The 16,486-nt window shown below is 51.7% G+C and carries 13 protein-coding genes and 1 tRNA gene; 8 read left to right on the top strand and 6 right to left on the bottom strand.

Annotated features, from left to right (window positions below):
- Nucleotides 1–162 precede the first annotated feature (162 nt).
- Together OGV89_RS12460 and gss are read left to right on the top strand one after the other, a co-directional pair.
- Complete coding sequence (locus OGV89_RS12460; protein ID WP_286558701.1) at nt 163–2,451, top strand: FdhF/YdeP family oxidoreductase; 2,289 nt, start codon at nt 163–165, stop codon at nt 2,449–2,451.
- A 153-nt stretch (nt 2,452–2,604) separates the two neighbouring features.
- A complete protein-coding gene (gene gss, locus OGV89_RS12455) occupies nt 2,605–4,464 on the top strand; it encodes a bifunctional glutathionylspermidine amidase/synthase (protein WP_003838200.1) in 1,860 nt (619 codons plus the stop codon).
- 109 nt (nt 4,465–4,573) lie between these two features.
- Here the strand turns inward: gss and OGV89_RS12450 are convergent.
- Together OGV89_RS12450 and OGV89_RS12445 are read right to left on the bottom strand one after the other, a co-directional pair.
- A tRNA-Phe gene (locus tag OGV89_RS12450) sits at nt 4,574–4,649 on the bottom strand.
- Between the two features lie 105 nt (nt 4,650–4,754).
- Nucleotides 4,755–5,462 (bottom strand): DUF554 domain-containing protein, encoded by a 708-nt coding sequence (locus OGV89_RS12445; RefSeq protein WP_003846348.1) that lies wholly within the window; start codon nt 5,460–5,462, stop codon nt 4,755–4,757.
- Nucleotides 5,463–5,930: 468 nt separating this feature from the next.
- On the opposite strand from OGV89_RS12445, the gene OGV89_RS12440 reads away from it, so the two are divergent.
- Nucleotides 5,931–8,066, top strand: a complete 2,136-nt coding sequence (locus OGV89_RS12440; protein WP_003838203.1) for an ornithine decarboxylase — start codon at nt 5,931–5,933, stop codon at nt 8,064–8,066.
- A gap of 52 nt (nt 8,067–8,118) precedes the next feature.
- Here OGV89_RS12440 and OGV89_RS12435 read toward each other — a convergent pair whose 3' ends face one another.
- From OGV89_RS12435 to mutY, 4 genes are all read right to left on the bottom strand, one after another.
- Entirely contained in the window at nt 8,119–9,375 is a 1,257-nt protein-coding gene (locus OGV89_RS12435; RefSeq protein WP_003027130.1) for a nucleoside permease, read from the bottom strand.
- Between the two features lie 211 nt (nt 9,376–9,586).
- Nucleotides 9,587–10,672 (bottom strand): membrane-bound lytic murein transglycosylase MltC, encoded by a 1,086-nt coding sequence (gene mltC, locus OGV89_RS12430; RefSeq protein WP_008321260.1) that lies wholly within the window; start codon nt 10,670–10,672, stop codon nt 9,587–9,589.
- Nucleotides 10,673–10,758: 86 nt separating this feature from the next.
- Nucleotides 10,759–11,028 carry an oxidative damage protection protein gene (locus tag OGV89_RS12425; RefSeq protein ID WP_003027126.1) on the bottom strand — a complete coding sequence of 90 codons (270 nt, stop codon included), beginning with the start codon at nt 11,026–11,028 and terminating at the stop codon, nt 10,759–10,761.
- A 27-nt stretch (nt 11,029–11,055) separates the two neighbouring features.
- Entirely contained in the window at nt 11,056–12,108 is a 1,053-nt protein-coding gene (mutY, locus tag OGV89_RS12420; RefSeq protein WP_049001615.1) for an A/G-specific adenine glycosylase, read from the bottom strand.
- Between the two features lie 160 nt (nt 12,109–12,268).
- Here mutY and trmB point away from each other — a divergent pair, with 160 nt between their 5' ends.
- From trmB to OGV89_RS12395, 5 genes are all read left to right on the top strand, one after another.
- Complete coding sequence (gene trmB, locus OGV89_RS12415) at nt 12,269–12,988, top strand: tRNA (guanosine(46)-N7)-methyltransferase TrmB (protein ID WP_003027117.1); 720 nt, start codon at nt 12,269–12,271, stop codon at nt 12,986–12,988.
- Entirely contained in the window at nt 12,988–13,314 is a 327-nt protein-coding gene (locus tag OGV89_RS12410) for a YggL family protein (protein ID WP_003027115.1), read from the top strand. Before trmB ends, OGV89_RS12410 begins: the two co-directional genes overlap by 1 nt.
- A 49-nt stretch (nt 13,315–13,363) precedes the next feature.
- Complete coding sequence (locus tag OGV89_RS12405) at nt 13,364–14,083, top strand: YggN family protein (protein ID WP_003838208.1); 720 nt, start codon at nt 13,364–13,366, stop codon at nt 14,081–14,083.
- A 188-nt stretch (nt 14,084–14,271) separates the two neighbouring features.
- Nucleotides 14,272–15,318, top strand: coding sequence for an L-asparaginase 2 (gene ansB, locus OGV89_RS12400; RefSeq protein ID WP_003027108.1), 1,047 nt, complete (start codon nt 14,272–14,274; stop codon nt 15,316–15,318).
- Between the two features lie 115 nt (nt 15,319–15,433).
- Nucleotides 15,434–16,441, top strand: coding sequence for a DUF1202 family protein (locus OGV89_RS12395; RefSeq protein ID WP_048232778.1), 1,008 nt, complete (start codon nt 15,434–15,436; stop codon nt 16,439–16,441).
- Nucleotides 16,442–16,486: the final 45 nt, after the last annotated feature.

Here is a 16,486-nt window from a genome sequence, read left to right as displayed (position 1 = left end):
AATTTAACAGATTGGGACTTTATGCCGTTTTGTGCTGAAAGGGGAAGATAAATCTAACCCGTTCATTGTACCTGGCCCGTACTCCATGAAGAGGAAATCATTGTTGCACGGAAATTGCTACCGTATTCACCATCAAAAATTGGCGGTGAATAAGCAGTAATAATGAAAAAGGGTGTTCCAGGAGTAAGCGGTTATCAGGGCCCGGCGGGTGGGTGGGGCGCGATAAAAGCCGTCACTGCTTCGCTGTTTTCGCAAAAGGCTGTCGCCCGCGACATTATCGCGATGTTTAAAATGAACCAGGTGAAAGGGTTCGACTGTCCGGGCTGTGCATGGCCGGACCCTGGCCATCGGGCACCGATGGAGCTTTGCGAAAATGGCGTTAAGGCGGTCTCCTGGGAGACAACCAACAAGAAAGCGTCACCGGAATTTTTCAGCCGTCATCCGGTTTCTACACTCTGGCACTACAGCGATTATGAACTGGAAAATATCGGTCGTTTGACGCATCCAATGAAATACGATGCCGCATCAGACACATGGCAGGCGGTGGATTGGGATATCGCCTTCCAGGAGATCGGCGAGCGTCTGCGCAGCTATGATTCAGCACAACAGGTTGAGTTTTACACCTCCGGCAGAACGTCAAATGAGGCAGCGTTCCTGTATCAGCTGTTTGCCCGCGAATATGGCAGCAGCAACTTCCCTGATTGCTCAAATATGTGCCACGGACCGACCAGCGCAGGGCTAACGCCGGCCATTGGCCTTGGAAAAGGAACCGTTGAACTTGAGGACTTTGACCACTGCGATCTGGTGATTTGTATCGGGCATAACCCTGGCACTAACCATCCGCGCATGCTGACCACCTTACGCGACGTTGCCAAACGCGGGGCTAAAATTATCTCCATAAATCCGCTGAACGAAAGGGGGCTTGAGCGCTTTAGCTTCCCGCAAAGCGCGAAAGAGATGTTCACCGGTCAGGCGACGGCGCTGAGCAACGACTACTACCAGGTAAAAATGGGCGGTGACGCTTCGCTGCTCAAAGGCATCATGAAAGCGCTAATCGAAATGGACGAAGCGCGGATCTTATTGGATCAGCAGCCGACGCTTGATCATGCGTTTATCGAAGAGCATACCGCTGGATATGCCGCGTTGTATGATGACTTACGCCAGCGTAGCTGGGCGGAGCTGGAACGGGACTCGGGTCTGACGCGCAGTCAGATGGAAGATCTGGCGCACAGCTACAGTAAATCCCGCGCCACGATTGTTTGTTACGGCCTGGGCATCACCCAGCATAAAAATGGCACTGAGAACGTCCAGCAACTGGTAAACCTGCTGCTGCTGAAAGGCAATATAGGTAAGCCGGGGGCGGGGATCTGCCCGTTGCGCGGTCACTCTAACGTGCAGGGCGATCGTTCTGTGGGGATCAACGAAGCGGCGTCCGAAGATTTCCTGCAACGCCTTGAGACGTATTTTTCTATCCGTGTTCCGCGCAAACATGGTCGTTCCAGCGTGGAGAGTATTCGCGCCATTGAGCGCGGAGACGTAAAAGCACTTATCTGCATGGGTGGCAATCTGGCGGTGGCGATGCCCCAGCCGCAGCGTACCTTTGCGGCGATGAAAAAGCTGGATCTGCAGGTCCATGTGGCGACCAAACTGAACAGATCACACCTGCTGCTGGCAAAACACAACTATTTGCTCCCCGCGTTGGGTAGAACCGAGCGCGATCTGCAAGCTACGGGCATTCAGTCTGTGACCGTCGAAGACTCAATGTCGATGGTCCACGCGTCCTGTGGCGCGCTGAAGCCGGCTTCCCGCTGGCTAAAATCCGAGCCCGCGATTGTGGCGGGCATGGCGCGCGCAACGCTGCCGCTTTCGCCGGTAAACTGGGAAGCGTTGACCGGGGACTACGCGCTGATCCGTAATGCCATTGAAGCCGTGATCCCGGCGTTCCACGACTACAACGCCCGTATTGCTGAACCGGGCGGGTTTCGTATGGATACGCCTGCTTCGCGCCGTGAATGGCGAACGGAGAATGGCAAAGCCAACTTTATCGTCAGCCATCAGCGGGCGGTAGAGCGGGAAAATCAGCCTGCCGATACGCTGATACTGGCGACGCTACGCAGCCACGATCAGTACAACACCACGATTTATGGTATGAACGATCGCTATCGTGGCATTACCGGTCGTCGGGATGTGGTGTTTTTAAGCGTCGAAGAAGCGATGAGCCGCGGTCTGAGCCAGGGTGATGTGGTCAACGTTCAGGCGCTGGACGACAACGGTCAGCCCTGCGCGGATCGCATCATGTACGGCTTAACGGTGGTAATTTACAACATGGCGGCGGGCTCAATTGGCGCGTATCTGCCTGAAGCGAATGTCCTGCTCTCGTTGGACGCGGTGGATACACAAAGTTTGACTCCGGCCTATAAAAGCGTGCCGGTAATCCTTACCCAGGTGTAGTTCCTGTTGTGAATTTTTCGCCTCTGAGCGCCAGTCGCTGCGTTGAGGTGTATGATGATGTCGACCTCTGTCCGGTTAGTGTCGCAGAGCAGGCAATCAGAGCGAAAAATTCACGCCAACCTGCTCAGGCTGTATTGTTTTGAGGTAAGGTGCATGAGCAAAGGAACGACCAGTCAGGATGCCCCATTCGGGACATTATTGGGCTACGCCCCAGGTGGCGTAGCAATCTACTCTTCAGATTACAGCTCCCTCGACCCGCGGGACTACGACGATGATGCGGCATTTCGCAGCTATATCGACGACGAATACATGGGCCACAAATGGCAGTGCGTAGAGTTCGCACGCCGCTTTCTCTTCCTTAACTATGGTGTGGTCTTCACCGATGTAGGCATGGCCTGGGAGATCTTCTCCTTACGCTTCCTGCGCGAAGTGGTGAACGACAATATCCTGCCGTTACAGGCATTTCCTAATGGTTCACCCCGCGCACCGGTAGCAGGCGCGTTGCTTATCTGGCAAAAAGGCGGCGAATTTAAAGATACCGGGCATGTGGCGGTCGTTACCCAGTTGCTGGAAAACAAAATCCGTATTGCCGAACAGAACGTGCTCCATACGCCGCTGCCTCCCGGACAGCAGTGGACCCGCGAGCTGGAGATGGTGGTTGAAAACGGTTGCTACACTCTGCGGGATACCTTTGACGACACCACCATCCTTGGCTGGATGATCCAGACCGAGGATACTCGTTACAGCCTGCCGCAGCCGGAGATCGCCAGTGACTCACTGAAAATTGGCGGCGCACGACTGGAAGATAACGGGCAGTTTGACGGTAAATGGCTGGATGAACAGGATCCGCTGCAAAAAGCCTACGTGCTGGCGAATGGGCATGTGATTAATCAGGATCCGCATCAGTACTTCACCATTACCGAAAGTGCCGAGCAGGAGCTGATCAAAGCCACTAACGAGCTGCACCTGATGTACTTGCACGCGACCGACAAGGTGCTGAAAGACGATAACTTGCTGGCACTGTTCGATATTCCGAAAATCCTCTGGCCGCGCTTGCGCCTTTCCTGGCAGCGTCGTCGGCATCATATGATTACGGGTCGTATGGATTTCTGTATGGATGAACGTGGACTGAAGGTGTATGAGTACAACGCCGATTCCGCCTCGTGCCATACCGAAGCTGGCTTGATTCTCGAAAGATGGGCCGAGCGTGGCTACACAGGGCAGGGACACAACCCGGCTGAAGGGTTGATCAACGAACTGGCGGGTGCCTGGAAGCACAGCCGCGCACGTCCGTTTGTCCACATCATGCAGGATAAGGATATCGAAGAAAACTATCACGCGCAGTTTATGCAGCAGGCGCTGCGTCAGGCCGGGTTTGACAGCAAAATTCTGCGTGGCCTCGATGAGCTACGTTGGGATGATGCTGGTCAACTGATTGACGGTGACGGCCGCCTGGTGAACTGTGTCTGGAAAACCTGGGCGTGGGAAACCGCGATTGAGCAGGTGCGAGAGGTCAGCGAAACAGAGTACGCCGCGGTACCAATTCGTACCGGGCATACGAATCAGGAAGTGCGTTTAATCGACGTGTTGCTGCGCCCGGAAGTGCTGGTCTTCGAACCTCTGTGGACGGTGATCCCAGGCAACAAAGCGATATTGCCAATCCTCTGGCAGCTATTCCCGCACCACCGCTATCTGCTTGATACCGATTTCACTGTTAATGAAGAGCTGGCACAAACCGGTTATGCGGTGAAACCCATTGCAGGACGTTGTGGCAGCAACATCGATCTGGTGAGCCATCAGGAAGAGCTACTGGATAAAACCAGCGGTAAGTTTGCCGAGCAGAAGAACATTTATCAGCAGCTTTGGTGTCTGCCAAACATTGCCGGTAAATATATTCAGGTTTGTACCTTCACCGTAGGCGGTAACTACGGCGGTACCTGCCTGCGCGGCGATGAATCACTGGTGATTAAAAAAGAGAGCGATATCGAACCGCTGATTGTGGTGAAGGAATAATCGCAACCCCCTGTGGTGGTGATGTTACTACCACGGGGTTATTTGATGGGAATAATTTTAGAAATACTCCAAAGCAAAAACCCGCCTTTTGGGCGGGTTCTTTGAATAGTGGTGCCCGGACTCGGAATCGAACCAAGGACACGGGGATTTTCAATCCCCTGCTCTACCGACTGAGCTATCCGGGCAACGAGGCGCATTAAACCCGATTCACTTCGTTTCGTCAACGAAATTTCTTCAAATCAATGCAGACTGCACAATCTATCACCACATTGTTGCTATTGCACGCATTCTCAGGCAAAAAAAGCCGTCCACGCTGCGGAAAGCGGCATTGCCAGTAGAAGGGCAGGAAGCATATTCACCACCGCAAACATTTTAATGCCGCAAATCCGCAAACCGGTTGCAAGTAGCAACAGTCCGCCTACAGCGCTGAAATCGGCCATCATGGCTGGGGTTGTCAGCGGTAAAATCAGAGCTGCACAGGTGGCAAGCGTCAACTGAATTGCCAGCATCGGTATGAAAATGGCAGACACGGCGATCCCTAGCGAGCAGGCGAAGATAATAGCGGTGAAGAAATCGAGAAATGACTTGGCGATTAAAATATTAGGATCGCCGGTCATCCCTTCATGGATCGCCCCAAATATCCCGGTCCCGCTGGCGCAAAACAACACGATGATCGCCACATAGCTTTGGATAAAGGATTCGTGTGTTGCATTGACATCCGATTTGGTGAAAAGCTGTTGCGCTTTGGCAACCGCGGCATTGATTCCTTTTTCCAGATGGCAGAATTCGCCAATTAATGCACCGATCAGTGTCGCCAGAACCATCACCGGCAAGTTAACGCATTTGATAACCAACAAGATACCAATTCCCAACGAGCACAACCCGAATATTGAGGTCATTGAGATCCGAATACGTTCGGGTAAGTGCTGACTGAGCAGCGCGCCGAGAACACCGCCTAATAAAATGGCGCTGGCATTAATAAAGGGTCCGATTACCACGTTTGCTCCTGCATACCCATTATCGTCTTGATGTTAAAGGCAACTGTTTGGGTGAAATTATGTTTCAGATTGCATTATTATGCCGCTATTTTCAGACGAAATGCTTGTTTATCTGTGAGGTTTAAGCACAGGATTTTATCTTGCGCCTATAGGTGAAAGGTGCCATGATTGCGCGAATTTTCTCCTGTCTGAATGAGGCTGCCTGGGATGATCTTACTCCCCCTACATCGCCTTCAATATCGCCTTTTTGCGCGACGTTCGCCCCTTCCTGCGACTTATCTTCACGCTCCCACCATGCGGTGAGGGCAGCGTACGCTCACTGCAGGATAACAGTAAGATCAGAGGCTATCTGCTTTTACTGATGTCTGGCGGTCGGGGCTGGTAACCAGTTTGACCCGTCATTTCGTGGGCAAAGCAATGCGGCTTTGCCCGGGACTTTTGATTTTCCCGAAACGGGTTATTGTGCTTATGAAATCAATGAAAATTGCCGCCAGTGGTGAACTGGCTTCTCGTCTTTCCAGCCATCGCCAGGTGGTTGCGCTGGACAGCACCGATTTTACTGACGTCGCGGCAGTCGTCATTACCGTTGCGGACAGCCGCAGTGGGATCCTGGCTTTGCTGAAACGCACTGGTTTTCATATACCGGTGTTTTTGTTCGCAGAGTCTGATGTCGATGTACCTGCGGGCGTTAACGCGGTGATTTGCGGTCAGGCTCAGGACTGGCTGGAGCTGGAGTCTGCTGCCTGCCAGTATGAGGAAGAGTTGCTGCCGCCGTTCTATGACACCCTTACCCAGTATGTCGAAATGGGGAACAGCACGTTTGCCTGCCCGGGGCACCAGCACGGTGAGTTTTTTAAGAAGCATCCGGCGGGCCGACATTTCTATGAGTTCTTTGGCGAGAACCTGTTCCGCGCGGATATGTGCAACGCTGACGTTAAGCTGGGCGATCTGCTGATTCATGAGGGATCAGCGAAACATGCGCAGAAATTTGCCGCGAAAGTTTTTCACGCGGATAAAACCTACTTTGTGCTGAACGGAACCTCTGCGGCGAATAAAGTGGTCACCAACGCGCTGCTGACGCGCGGCGATCTGGTGCTGTTTGACCGCAACAACCATAAGTCCAACCACCACGGTGCGCTGATCCAGGCAGGCGCGACGCCGGTTTATCTGGAAGCGGCGCGTAATCCGTTTGGCTTTATTGGCGGTATTGACGAGCACTGCTTTGATGAGGCGTATCTGCGCCAGCAACTGCGTGACGTTGCGCCGCACAAGGCTGACCAGCCGCGCCCGTTCCGTCTTGCAATCATTCAGCTTGGTACCTATGACGGTACGATCTACAACGCCCGGCAGGTGATCGACAAGATCGGTAGCCTGTGCGATTACATCCTGTTTGATTCTGCCTGGGTTGGCTACGAGCAATTTATTCCGATGATGGCCGATGGGTCACCGCTGCTACTGGAGCTCAATGCTGACGATCCGGGGATCTTTGTCACCCAGTCGGTACACAAACAGCAGGCCGGATTCTCGCAAACCTCGCAGATCCACAAAAAGGATAACCATATTCGCGGTCAGGCGCGGTTCTGTCCGCATAAGCGTCTGAACAATGCATTTATGCTGCATGCTTCCACTAGTCCGTTTTACCCGCTGTTTGCGGCGCTGGATGTTAACGCCAAAATCCATGAAGGCGAGAGTGGGCGTCGGCTATGGGCGGAGTGTGTAGCGCTGGGCATTGAGGCCCGTAAAGCGATTCTTACCCACTGTAAGATGATTCAGCCGTTTATTCCTCCGGTAGTTGATGGTAAGCCGTGGGAAAGCTATCCGACGCAGGTGATTGCCAGCGAGCGCCGCTTCTTTAGCTTTGAACCGGGTGCTAAATGGCATGGTTTTTCCGGCTACGCGCGCGACCAGTACTTCGTTGATCCCTGCAAGCTGTTGTTAACTACTCCGGGCATTGATGCGCAAACCGGGCAATATACTGAGTTTGGTATTCCGGCGACGATTCTGGCGCATTACCTGCGTGAAAACGGCATTGTTCCGGAGAAATGCGACCTTAACTCGATTCTGTTCCTGCTGACCCCGGCAGAAAGCACCGAGAAACTGGCGCAACTGGTGGCGATGCTGGCGCAGTTTGAGCAGCATATTGAGGACGATACGCCGCTGGCAGATGTGCTGCCCACCATCTTCAACAAGTATCCGGTACGCTATCGGGATTACACGCTGCGTGAACTGTGTCAGGAGATGCACGATTTATACGTCAGCTTTGATGTGAAGGATCTGCAAAAAGCGATGTTCCGACAGGAGAGTTTGCCTGCCGTGGCGATGAACCCGCAGGATGCCAACAGCGCCTTTATCCGTGGTGATGTCGAACTGGTGCGTATTTGTGATGCCGCAGGTCGCGTTGCGGCAGAAGGTGCGCTGCCTTATCCTCCGGGCGTGCTGTGCGTGGTACCGGGTGAAATCTGGGGCGGGGCGGTGCAACGTTATTTCCTGGCGCTGGAAGAGGGTGTAAATCTGCTGCCGGGCTTTTCGCCGGAGTTGCAAGGTGTTTACAGCGAAACGGATGCAGATGGTATTAAGCGTCTGTATGGATATGTTGTGAAGTAAGCGCAAAAAAAGCGGGTTACCTTTTGGCAACCCGCTTTTCTCTGCGTAAACGTTAGTGCGCGATAGTCTGGGTTCCTGCCGGAACGCGTACGTGTTTATATTTAAACAGCGCCACGAAGGCAAAAGCCAGAACCAGCGAGTAACCTGCGAAGATCAGCCACACGGTCTGCCAGTCGGTAATACCGTTCAGCGTATAGTGTTCAACTACTTTACCGCTCACCAGTCCGCCCAGAATACAACCGAAGCCGTTGGTCATCATCAGGAACATACCCTGTGCGCTAGCGCGGATTTCAGGGCGAACTTCTTTCTCCACGAATACCGAGCCAGAGATGTTGAAGAAGTCGAAGGCGCAGCCGTAAACAATCATCGACAGAACCAGCAGCACGGTACCGAACGGTGTCGGATCGCCGTAGGCAAACAGGCCGAAACGCAGCATCCACGCCACAATACTGATAAGCATTACATTCTTAATACCGTAACGGCTCAAGAAGAACGGGATGGTCAGGATAAACAGCGTCTCGGAAATCTGCGAGATCGACATCATCACCGAGGCGTGTTCAACGATGAAGCTACCGGAGAACAGCGGGTTGTTATCGAAACTGTGCAGGAAGGTATTACCGAACATATTGGTAATCTGCAGTTCCGCGCCCAGCATCATTGAGAAGATGAAGAAAATCGCCATGCGCTTGTTTTTAAACAGCGCGAAAGCATCCAGGCCCAGCATGGACGACCAGCTCTGGTTTTTCTGCTGGTTAGCCACCGGAATATGCGGCAGCGTCAGCGTGAACAGCGCCAAAACAACGGACAGCGTTGCACCGATATACAGCTGCATATGACTCAGCTCGAAGCCGGAGAAGCTCACGCCCCACATCGCCATGATAAAGCCGATAGTGCCCCAGATACGGATTGGCGGGAAGTCCGTTACGATATCCATCCCGGCTGACTGCAGGCGATAGTAAGAAATGGTGTTGATTAACCCCAGCGTTGGCATATAGGCCAAAGAGTTAAGCAAGATCACAAAGAACATCGCGCCTGGGGTGGTGACTTCGGCTGCGGCGAACAGCGTTGCTGCACCGACCAGGTGACAAATGGCGTACACCCATTTCGCACTGATCCATTTGTCGGCCACGATCCCTAACAGCGTAGGCATAAACACGGCGGCGATCCCCAGCGAGCTATACACTGCGCCAATGGATGCACCATCGAATTTTAGAGTGACAAACATATAGGAGCCGAGGGTAGTGAGCCAACTACCCCATAAGCAGAACTGCAGAAACGAGAGCACTTTCAGCTGCAGCTTAAGATTCATGTTAATTTCCTCACACCGTAATGCGGATGAATGTTTTAAAAGGCACATTTGCCGGGGCTTGATGATGTGATTCTATCAACGAGGGACACTCTTTTTTTGTTACCTGTGACAAATATTTGCAAACAATTTCTGATTGCAAAGCAAAAGAGTGATGGAGTTAACACTTTACCCTCTTCCGGACCCCGTTTACCGGGGCAGAAGAGGGGATATATTAGCGGCGTCGATATGATTTTTGTGCGGAATTGACCTTGTAAAGGTATCGGCGTGATTCAGCAGACGGATGCCGGGTAGTCAGCGTTTGATAAACGTCCCCCGGGGTCATGCTGTTGATAATATTCGCGGCCTGGATTTTATCGTTCGAGAAAACGCGCAGCACGCTGCCCGCACCGCCGTTATATGCCGTGATCACCGCGTAGCGACGGGATGTTGGATTATCAATGCCGCCTAAATAGACATTGTTGAGCATAGCCAGATAGGCGGTACCGGTATCAATGTTGCTGGCCGGGTCAAACAGGAAGCTACGGCTCGGTGTGCCGGAGCGCCCTTGCGAGCGAAACACATCTTTCCCGGCGCTGTGCTGTACCACCTGCATCAGTCCCAGCGCATCGGCATGGCTGACCGCATATGGGTTAAATGAGGATTCGGTTTGCATGATGGCCAGAATCAGCGACTCATCGACGCCATACTTACGCGAAGCCTGACGCACCATGCCGACGTATTTATGCGCGCGCTTATCAAGGTGGTTCGGTACCAGGTTGATCGTCACGCTATAGATGATGCGAATACCATTGCTGCGGCTTTTCAGGCGTGTTTTCAGCAGATAGTCAGCGAAATTGGTGGCACGCCCCTCCCAACGAATGGGCTTGCCGGTATTATCGACCACCTGCCCGTACAGGAACGGCTCTTTGGAAATCTTAATGTCGTCGACATCGGAATAGAGGTCGATAGAACCTGGATCATCCCCCATCAGCAATGTCTTGATAATCGCCCGACGCAGGTGTCCGGCGGGATCTGTCCCGGCAATGGTCTCGACGGTTATCGTACCGTCATCAAAGTTGATATGGCTGCGGGTTTGATACTGATCGGTATACTTTACGTAGTCCTTTGGACCCGCAATCAGCACTTCCTTAAATCCCCACAAATTCTCAATGTTATGGGCAAATTGCCCCATCAGAATATCAAAACCGTTGGTATCCTTGACCCAGGCTTCGTTATAGGAATCGCCTTTTTTGGTCGAACTGGAACAGGAGATGAGCAACGGCGCAATAACGGCAAGCGCGAGAAATTTTTTCATCATTCCGGGAGTGCGTGTTGTGTTTGTTATTTGCAAGGACCAGATTAAATCGTAGGCCGGATAAGCGCAGCGCCATCCGGCAACGGTTCTTAAGACTCTGGTGTATAGCCTTCAATATGCACGTCTTTGCCTTCAAACAGGAAGTTGATCATCTCCTGCTCAAGCAGTTTACGATGCTCAACGTTCATCATATTGAGCTTCTTCTCGTTAATCAGCATGGTTTGCTTATGCTGCCATTGCGCCCATGCTTCTTTAGAAATCTCGTTGTAGATGCGTTTCCCCAGATCGCCCGGGTACAGCTGAAAATCCTGGCCTTCTGCTTCGCGTTGCAGGAAAGTGCAAAAAATCGTTCTGCTCATAAAAAATCCTCTCTATCGACCGGTACGTTAAACGTGTGTACCGGCACGTAATTGCTGTAACAAACGCTCCACGGGAGCCGCCAGTCCGACCGACGGCGGTTGCGCTAAGTTATACCAGAGCGCGTTGCCTTCATCCATGCATGAGCCGAATGAAGACACAGGAAGCCACATAGGCACAATGTCTAAGTGGAAATGGCTAAAGGTATGGCGAAACGCATTAAGTTGGGTCAGATTATCTGCGTTAATTTGCCGTTGCGCCAGCCAGTTGCGCAGTCCATCTTCGTCGTCAAACTGTGGAAAACAGTATAAACCACCCCATAAGCCGCTGGGCGGTCGCTGTGCGAGCAGCACTTCGTCATTATGCTGCATCAGTAAAAAATAGCCCGTTCGTTCTGGCAGCGTTTGCTTGGGTTTTTTACCCGGGTACAACGCCCAGCTTGCATTGGCGCTGGCCACACAGCCATTTTCCAACGGACACAGCGAACATTTAGGTTTTGAGCGCGTACAGACCATGGCGCCTAAATCCATCATCGCCTGATTAAAACGCTCAACGCCGTGGGCGGGCGTCACCTGCTCGCTCAACTCCCACAGCTTCTTTTCGACCTCTTTTTTACCCGGCCAGCCGTTTACAGCATAACAGCGAGCCAGCACGCGTTTGACGTTACCGTCGAGAATCGGAAAATGCTGACCCAGAGAGAGGGAAAGGATCGCGCCTGCGGTTGAGCGACCGACGCCAGGTAGGGCGGCCACCTCATCAAAAGTTTGCGGAAATATACCGCTATGTAGCGTGACAACCTGCTGCGCGGCTTTATGCAGATTACGCGCTCGGGCGTAATAACCCAGCCCGGTCCACAAATGCAGAACCTCATCCAGCGGCGCATGGGCTAAATCCGTTACCGTTGGGAAGCGCGCCATAAAGCGCTCAAAATAAGGGATAACGGTCGCAACCTGAGTTTGTTGCAGCATTACCTCAGAGAGCCATACTTTGTAAGGCGTCTTATCAATTTGCCAGGGCAGCGTTTTCCGCCCGTATTTGTCGTACCAGCTCAAAACCTGAGCCGAGAATTGAGACGCTTGCATGATTACCGTTTCATTATTGCCGGGGGCAAGATTGCAGCACAGCGGCAACGGGGTGTAAACCGGAACTTTCCGCTGCTCACTTTCTTCCTTTACTTGCATCCGGCAACTAACTTTGGATAATGCCCGTTTTCAGAACTCAAACACAGCAGACTAAACTTTTATGAAGAACGACGTCATTTCACCGGAATTTGATGAAAACGGCCGCCCTCTGCGCCGGATTCGTAGTTTTGTTCGTCGCCAGGGGCGACTGACGAAAGGGCAGGAGCACGCGCTGGAAAACTACTGGCCGGTGATGGGCGTTGAGTTCAGCGAAGAGCCTGTAAATTTCGCAGAACTGTTTGGCCGTGATGCGCCAGTCACGCTGGAAATCGGTTTTGGTATGGGAGCGTCGCTGGTCGCAATGGCAAAAGCGCGTCCGGAACAGAATTTCCTTGGCATTGAGGTTCACTCGCCGGGCGTTGGTGCGTGTCTGGCTTCAGCCCATGAAGAGGGTGTCGAGAACCTGCGCGTCATGTGCCATGATGCCGTTGAAGTCCTGCATAAAATGATTCCTGACAATTCTTTATCTATGGTTCAACTGTTTTTCCCTGACCCGTGGCATAAAGCACGTCATAATAAACGCCGTATCGTTCAGGTACCGTTTGCTGAGCATATCTTAAGTAAGCTGAAGCTGGGCGGCGTATTCCACATGGCAACCGACTGGGAAGCTTATGCGGAACATATGCTGGAAGTGATGTCCTCCATTGACGGGTATAAAAACCAGTCCGAGAGTAACGATTATGTACCGCGCCCACAATCGCGCCCGGTAACCAAATTTGAACAACGTGGTCATCGTCTTGGCCACGGCGTATGGGACTTAATGTTCGAGAGGGTGAAATAATGGCAAAGAACCGTAGCCGTCGTCTGCGTAAAAAGATGCACATCGAAGAATTCCAGGAAGTAGGATTTTCGGTTGCATGGCGTTTCCCGGAAGGGACATCTGGAGAGCAGGTCGATCAAATCGTTGATGACTTTATCAATGAAGTTATCGAACCGAACAAGCTGGCTTTTGACGGCAGCGGCTATCTGGCCTGGGAAGGTCTGATCTGTCTGCAGGAAATTGGCAAATGCACCGAAGAACACCAGGCAATCGTGCGTAAGTGGCTGGAAGAGCACAAACTAGAAGAAGTGCGTACCAGCGAACTTTTCGATATTTGGTGGGACTAAGTAGCACAGGGTCGGCAAATGCCGGCCCGATTTGTCTTGAGGGAAAGATATGATGCGCAAAACGCTGCTGGCGGCAGTCCTAACGTTCACGGCGATGGCCGCACATGCAGATTACCAGTGCAGCGTCACCCCGCGTGACGATGTGATTTTGAGCCCACAAACGGTGCAAGTGAAGGGTGAGAACGGCGACCTGATTATTACCCAGGCCGGCGATGTCACCTTCAACGGTAAACAGTACAGCCTGAACGCCGCACAGCGTGAGCAGGCCAAAGATTATCAGGCGGCGTTGCGTAGCAGCCTGCCGTGGATTGACGAAGGTGCCAGAGCGCGCGTAGAGAAAGGTCGCGTGGCGCTGGATAAAATCATCGCCAAAGAGGTCGGTGAAAGCAGCAACATGCGTGGCCGCTTAACCAAGCTGGATGCGCAATTGAAAGAGCAGATGAACCGTATCATCGAGCATCGAACTGATGGCCTGACCTTCCATTATAAGGCGATTGATCAAGTTCGCGCGGACGGACAACAGCTGGTTAATCAGGCGATGGGCGGTATTTTGCAGGACAGCATCAACGAAATGGGTGCCAAAGCCGTACTCAAAGGTGGTGGTAATCCGTTGCAGGGCGTGCTCGGTAGCCTTGGTGGCTTGCAAACCTCAATTCAAAACGAATGGAAGAATCAGGAACAAGACTTCCAACAGTTTGGCAAAGATGTTTGTGCCCGCGTCGTGACGCTGGAAAACGATCGTAAAACGCTGGTTAGCACTCTGAAATAATCTTCACCTCTTTTTAACGGCGCAGAAACATTCTGCGCCGTTTTATTTTGTACTTTTCTGTTTTTTTGATATCCATCTCTAAGAATAACAATTTGATGGAGATATAAATCTGGTTAATTGGAACTCGTCACATTATTCATCTGTAGGATAGACATAATGCTGCAAATTCAAGTAACTGGAGAAATAACATGGAGTTTTTCAAGAAAACGGCACTTGCCGCACTGGTTATGGGTTTCAGCGGCGCGGCGCTTGCACTGCCAAACATCACCATTTTAGCGACCGGCGGGACGATTGCTGGCGGTGGTGATTCCGCGACAAAATCTAACTACACGGCAGGCAAGGTTGGCGTAGAAAATCTGGTTGAGGCCGTACCTCAGTTGAAAGATATCGCTGTCGTTAAAGGCGAGCAGGTGGTGAACATCGGCTCCCAGGATATGAATGACGAAGTCTGGTTAACGCTGGCCAAAAAGATTAATACCGAGTGTGATAAAACCGACGGCTTCGTGGTGACACATGGTACGGATACCATGGAAGAAACCGCCTATTTCCTCGACCTGACCGTCAAGTGCAACAAGCCGGTCGTGCTGGTCGGCGCCATGCGTCCATCTACGGGTATGAGTGCTGATGGCCCGTTCAACCTGTATAACGCAGTGGTAACTGCCGCAGACAAAGCCTCTGCCAACCGCGGAGTGCTGGTGGTGATGAACGACACCGTTATGGATGGTCGCGACGTGACTAAAACCAACACTACCGACGTTGCTACCTTCAAATCCGTTAACTACGGCCCGTTGGGTTACATTCATAACGGTAAAATCGACTACCAGCGTACGCCTGCGCGTAAGCACACCACGTCTACTCCGTTCGATGTTTCTAAGCTGACCGAGTTGCCGAAAGTTGGGATTGTTTACAACTATGCTAACGCCTCCGATCTGCCGGCAAAAGCACTGGTAGATGCGGGTTACGCAGGGATCGTTAGTGCAGGTGTAGGTAACGGTAACTTGTATAAAACCATTTTCGATACGCTGGCAACCGCCGCGCATAAAGGTACCGTTGTGGTGCGTTCATCTCGTGTACCAACGGGTGCCACCACGCAGGATGCAGAAGTTGATGATGCAAAATACGGATTTGTGGCTTCAGGTTCCCTGAACCCGCAAAAAGCACGTGTTCTGCTGCAGCTTGCGCTGACTCAAACCAAGGATCCTAAACAGATCCAGGAAATGTTTAATCAGTATTAATCACTCCGGCCCCGGTCATTTGGCCGGGGTTCGTTTCTGTACACGCATTGTAATTCCCCGCAATAATGCTCCTTGTTATAATAACTGTTGTTATTATTTGGGTGGAGCCCCACGAATGAAAAAACAATGGACTGCTGGAATTGTACTCCTGGCAATGTTATCAACATATTGCCTTGCTAATGACGTTACTCCTCCGACTGACAAGATCCTTAAAGACCAATTTTATGCCGACTTTACGGGACTGATGAAGCTAGATGATATTTCGTTAAAGTTGATTAGCGCAGAAGGAAACCAGGCAACGTGGTCGGCAGAAGGTGATATGTCCGCTACTGAAGATCTCTATAGCATGGTCGGGATGGCGGGCGACTATAAATTTATGGAAAAAAACTGGGTTAAAGGTCATCAGGTTAAATTTTCTGCCATGGTGACATCTGTTGGTACACCTGCTTCAGGGTGGCGGACTGAGTTTTTTTCCATGCAAACAGCGGCTAAAAATATCGGTTATCCATTGTCAAAAACGGAAAATAAAGATCAGTACCTCGTGATTACCGACAGCAATTTCTATCCAAAGTTGGCCAGGATAGAGGCCAGCTATCACGATAAAAAAATTGCTCAGGAAAAAGCTCAGATCCAGATAGATAAAGTGGAAAAACAGATTGCTGACTTGGATACGCAAATTAAGCAATCATGGGGTAAGGATGCAAACGGCAATCCCCGTACCCGCAGCGATGTTATGCAAGAAAAGTTGCAGCAAATGTACGAGATCGACAGGCAAAACGATCCGCTGAAATTCGAGAATCATTACTATAAAACCGTATACGACCCCGCGCTTGCTTCCTGCCAGGCCAAACCAGAATGTGATGCTGCGCCGTTACGCGCTGCGCGTGATACTGCGCTTAATGAACAGAAGCGAGAATATTACCGTCAGCACGCGCTTATGAATGCAAAAATCAAAGAAGAGATGGCAGCGCAAGATGAAAAGCTGAAACCGCTTTATGACCAGCAAAGTGAGCTGCGTGGTCAGGGAATGGCGCTGGATACGCAGATCAATCAATTAAAAAGCGAGTATGAGCGCTGGGATAGAGAGATTACTGATTTACGGCGCAAAGGTATTATCAAATAAATTTCGAGTTCGGTAGCGTTAGCGCTACCGAACTTGATTTAAAAC

The organism is Citrobacter sp. Cf125 (assembly GCF_030333935.1).
Classification (GTDB): domain Bacteria; phylum Pseudomonadota; class Gammaproteobacteria; order Enterobacterales; family Enterobacteriaceae; genus Citrobacter; species Citrobacter freundii.
This window is presented reverse-complemented; position numbering and strand designations above follow the sequence as displayed.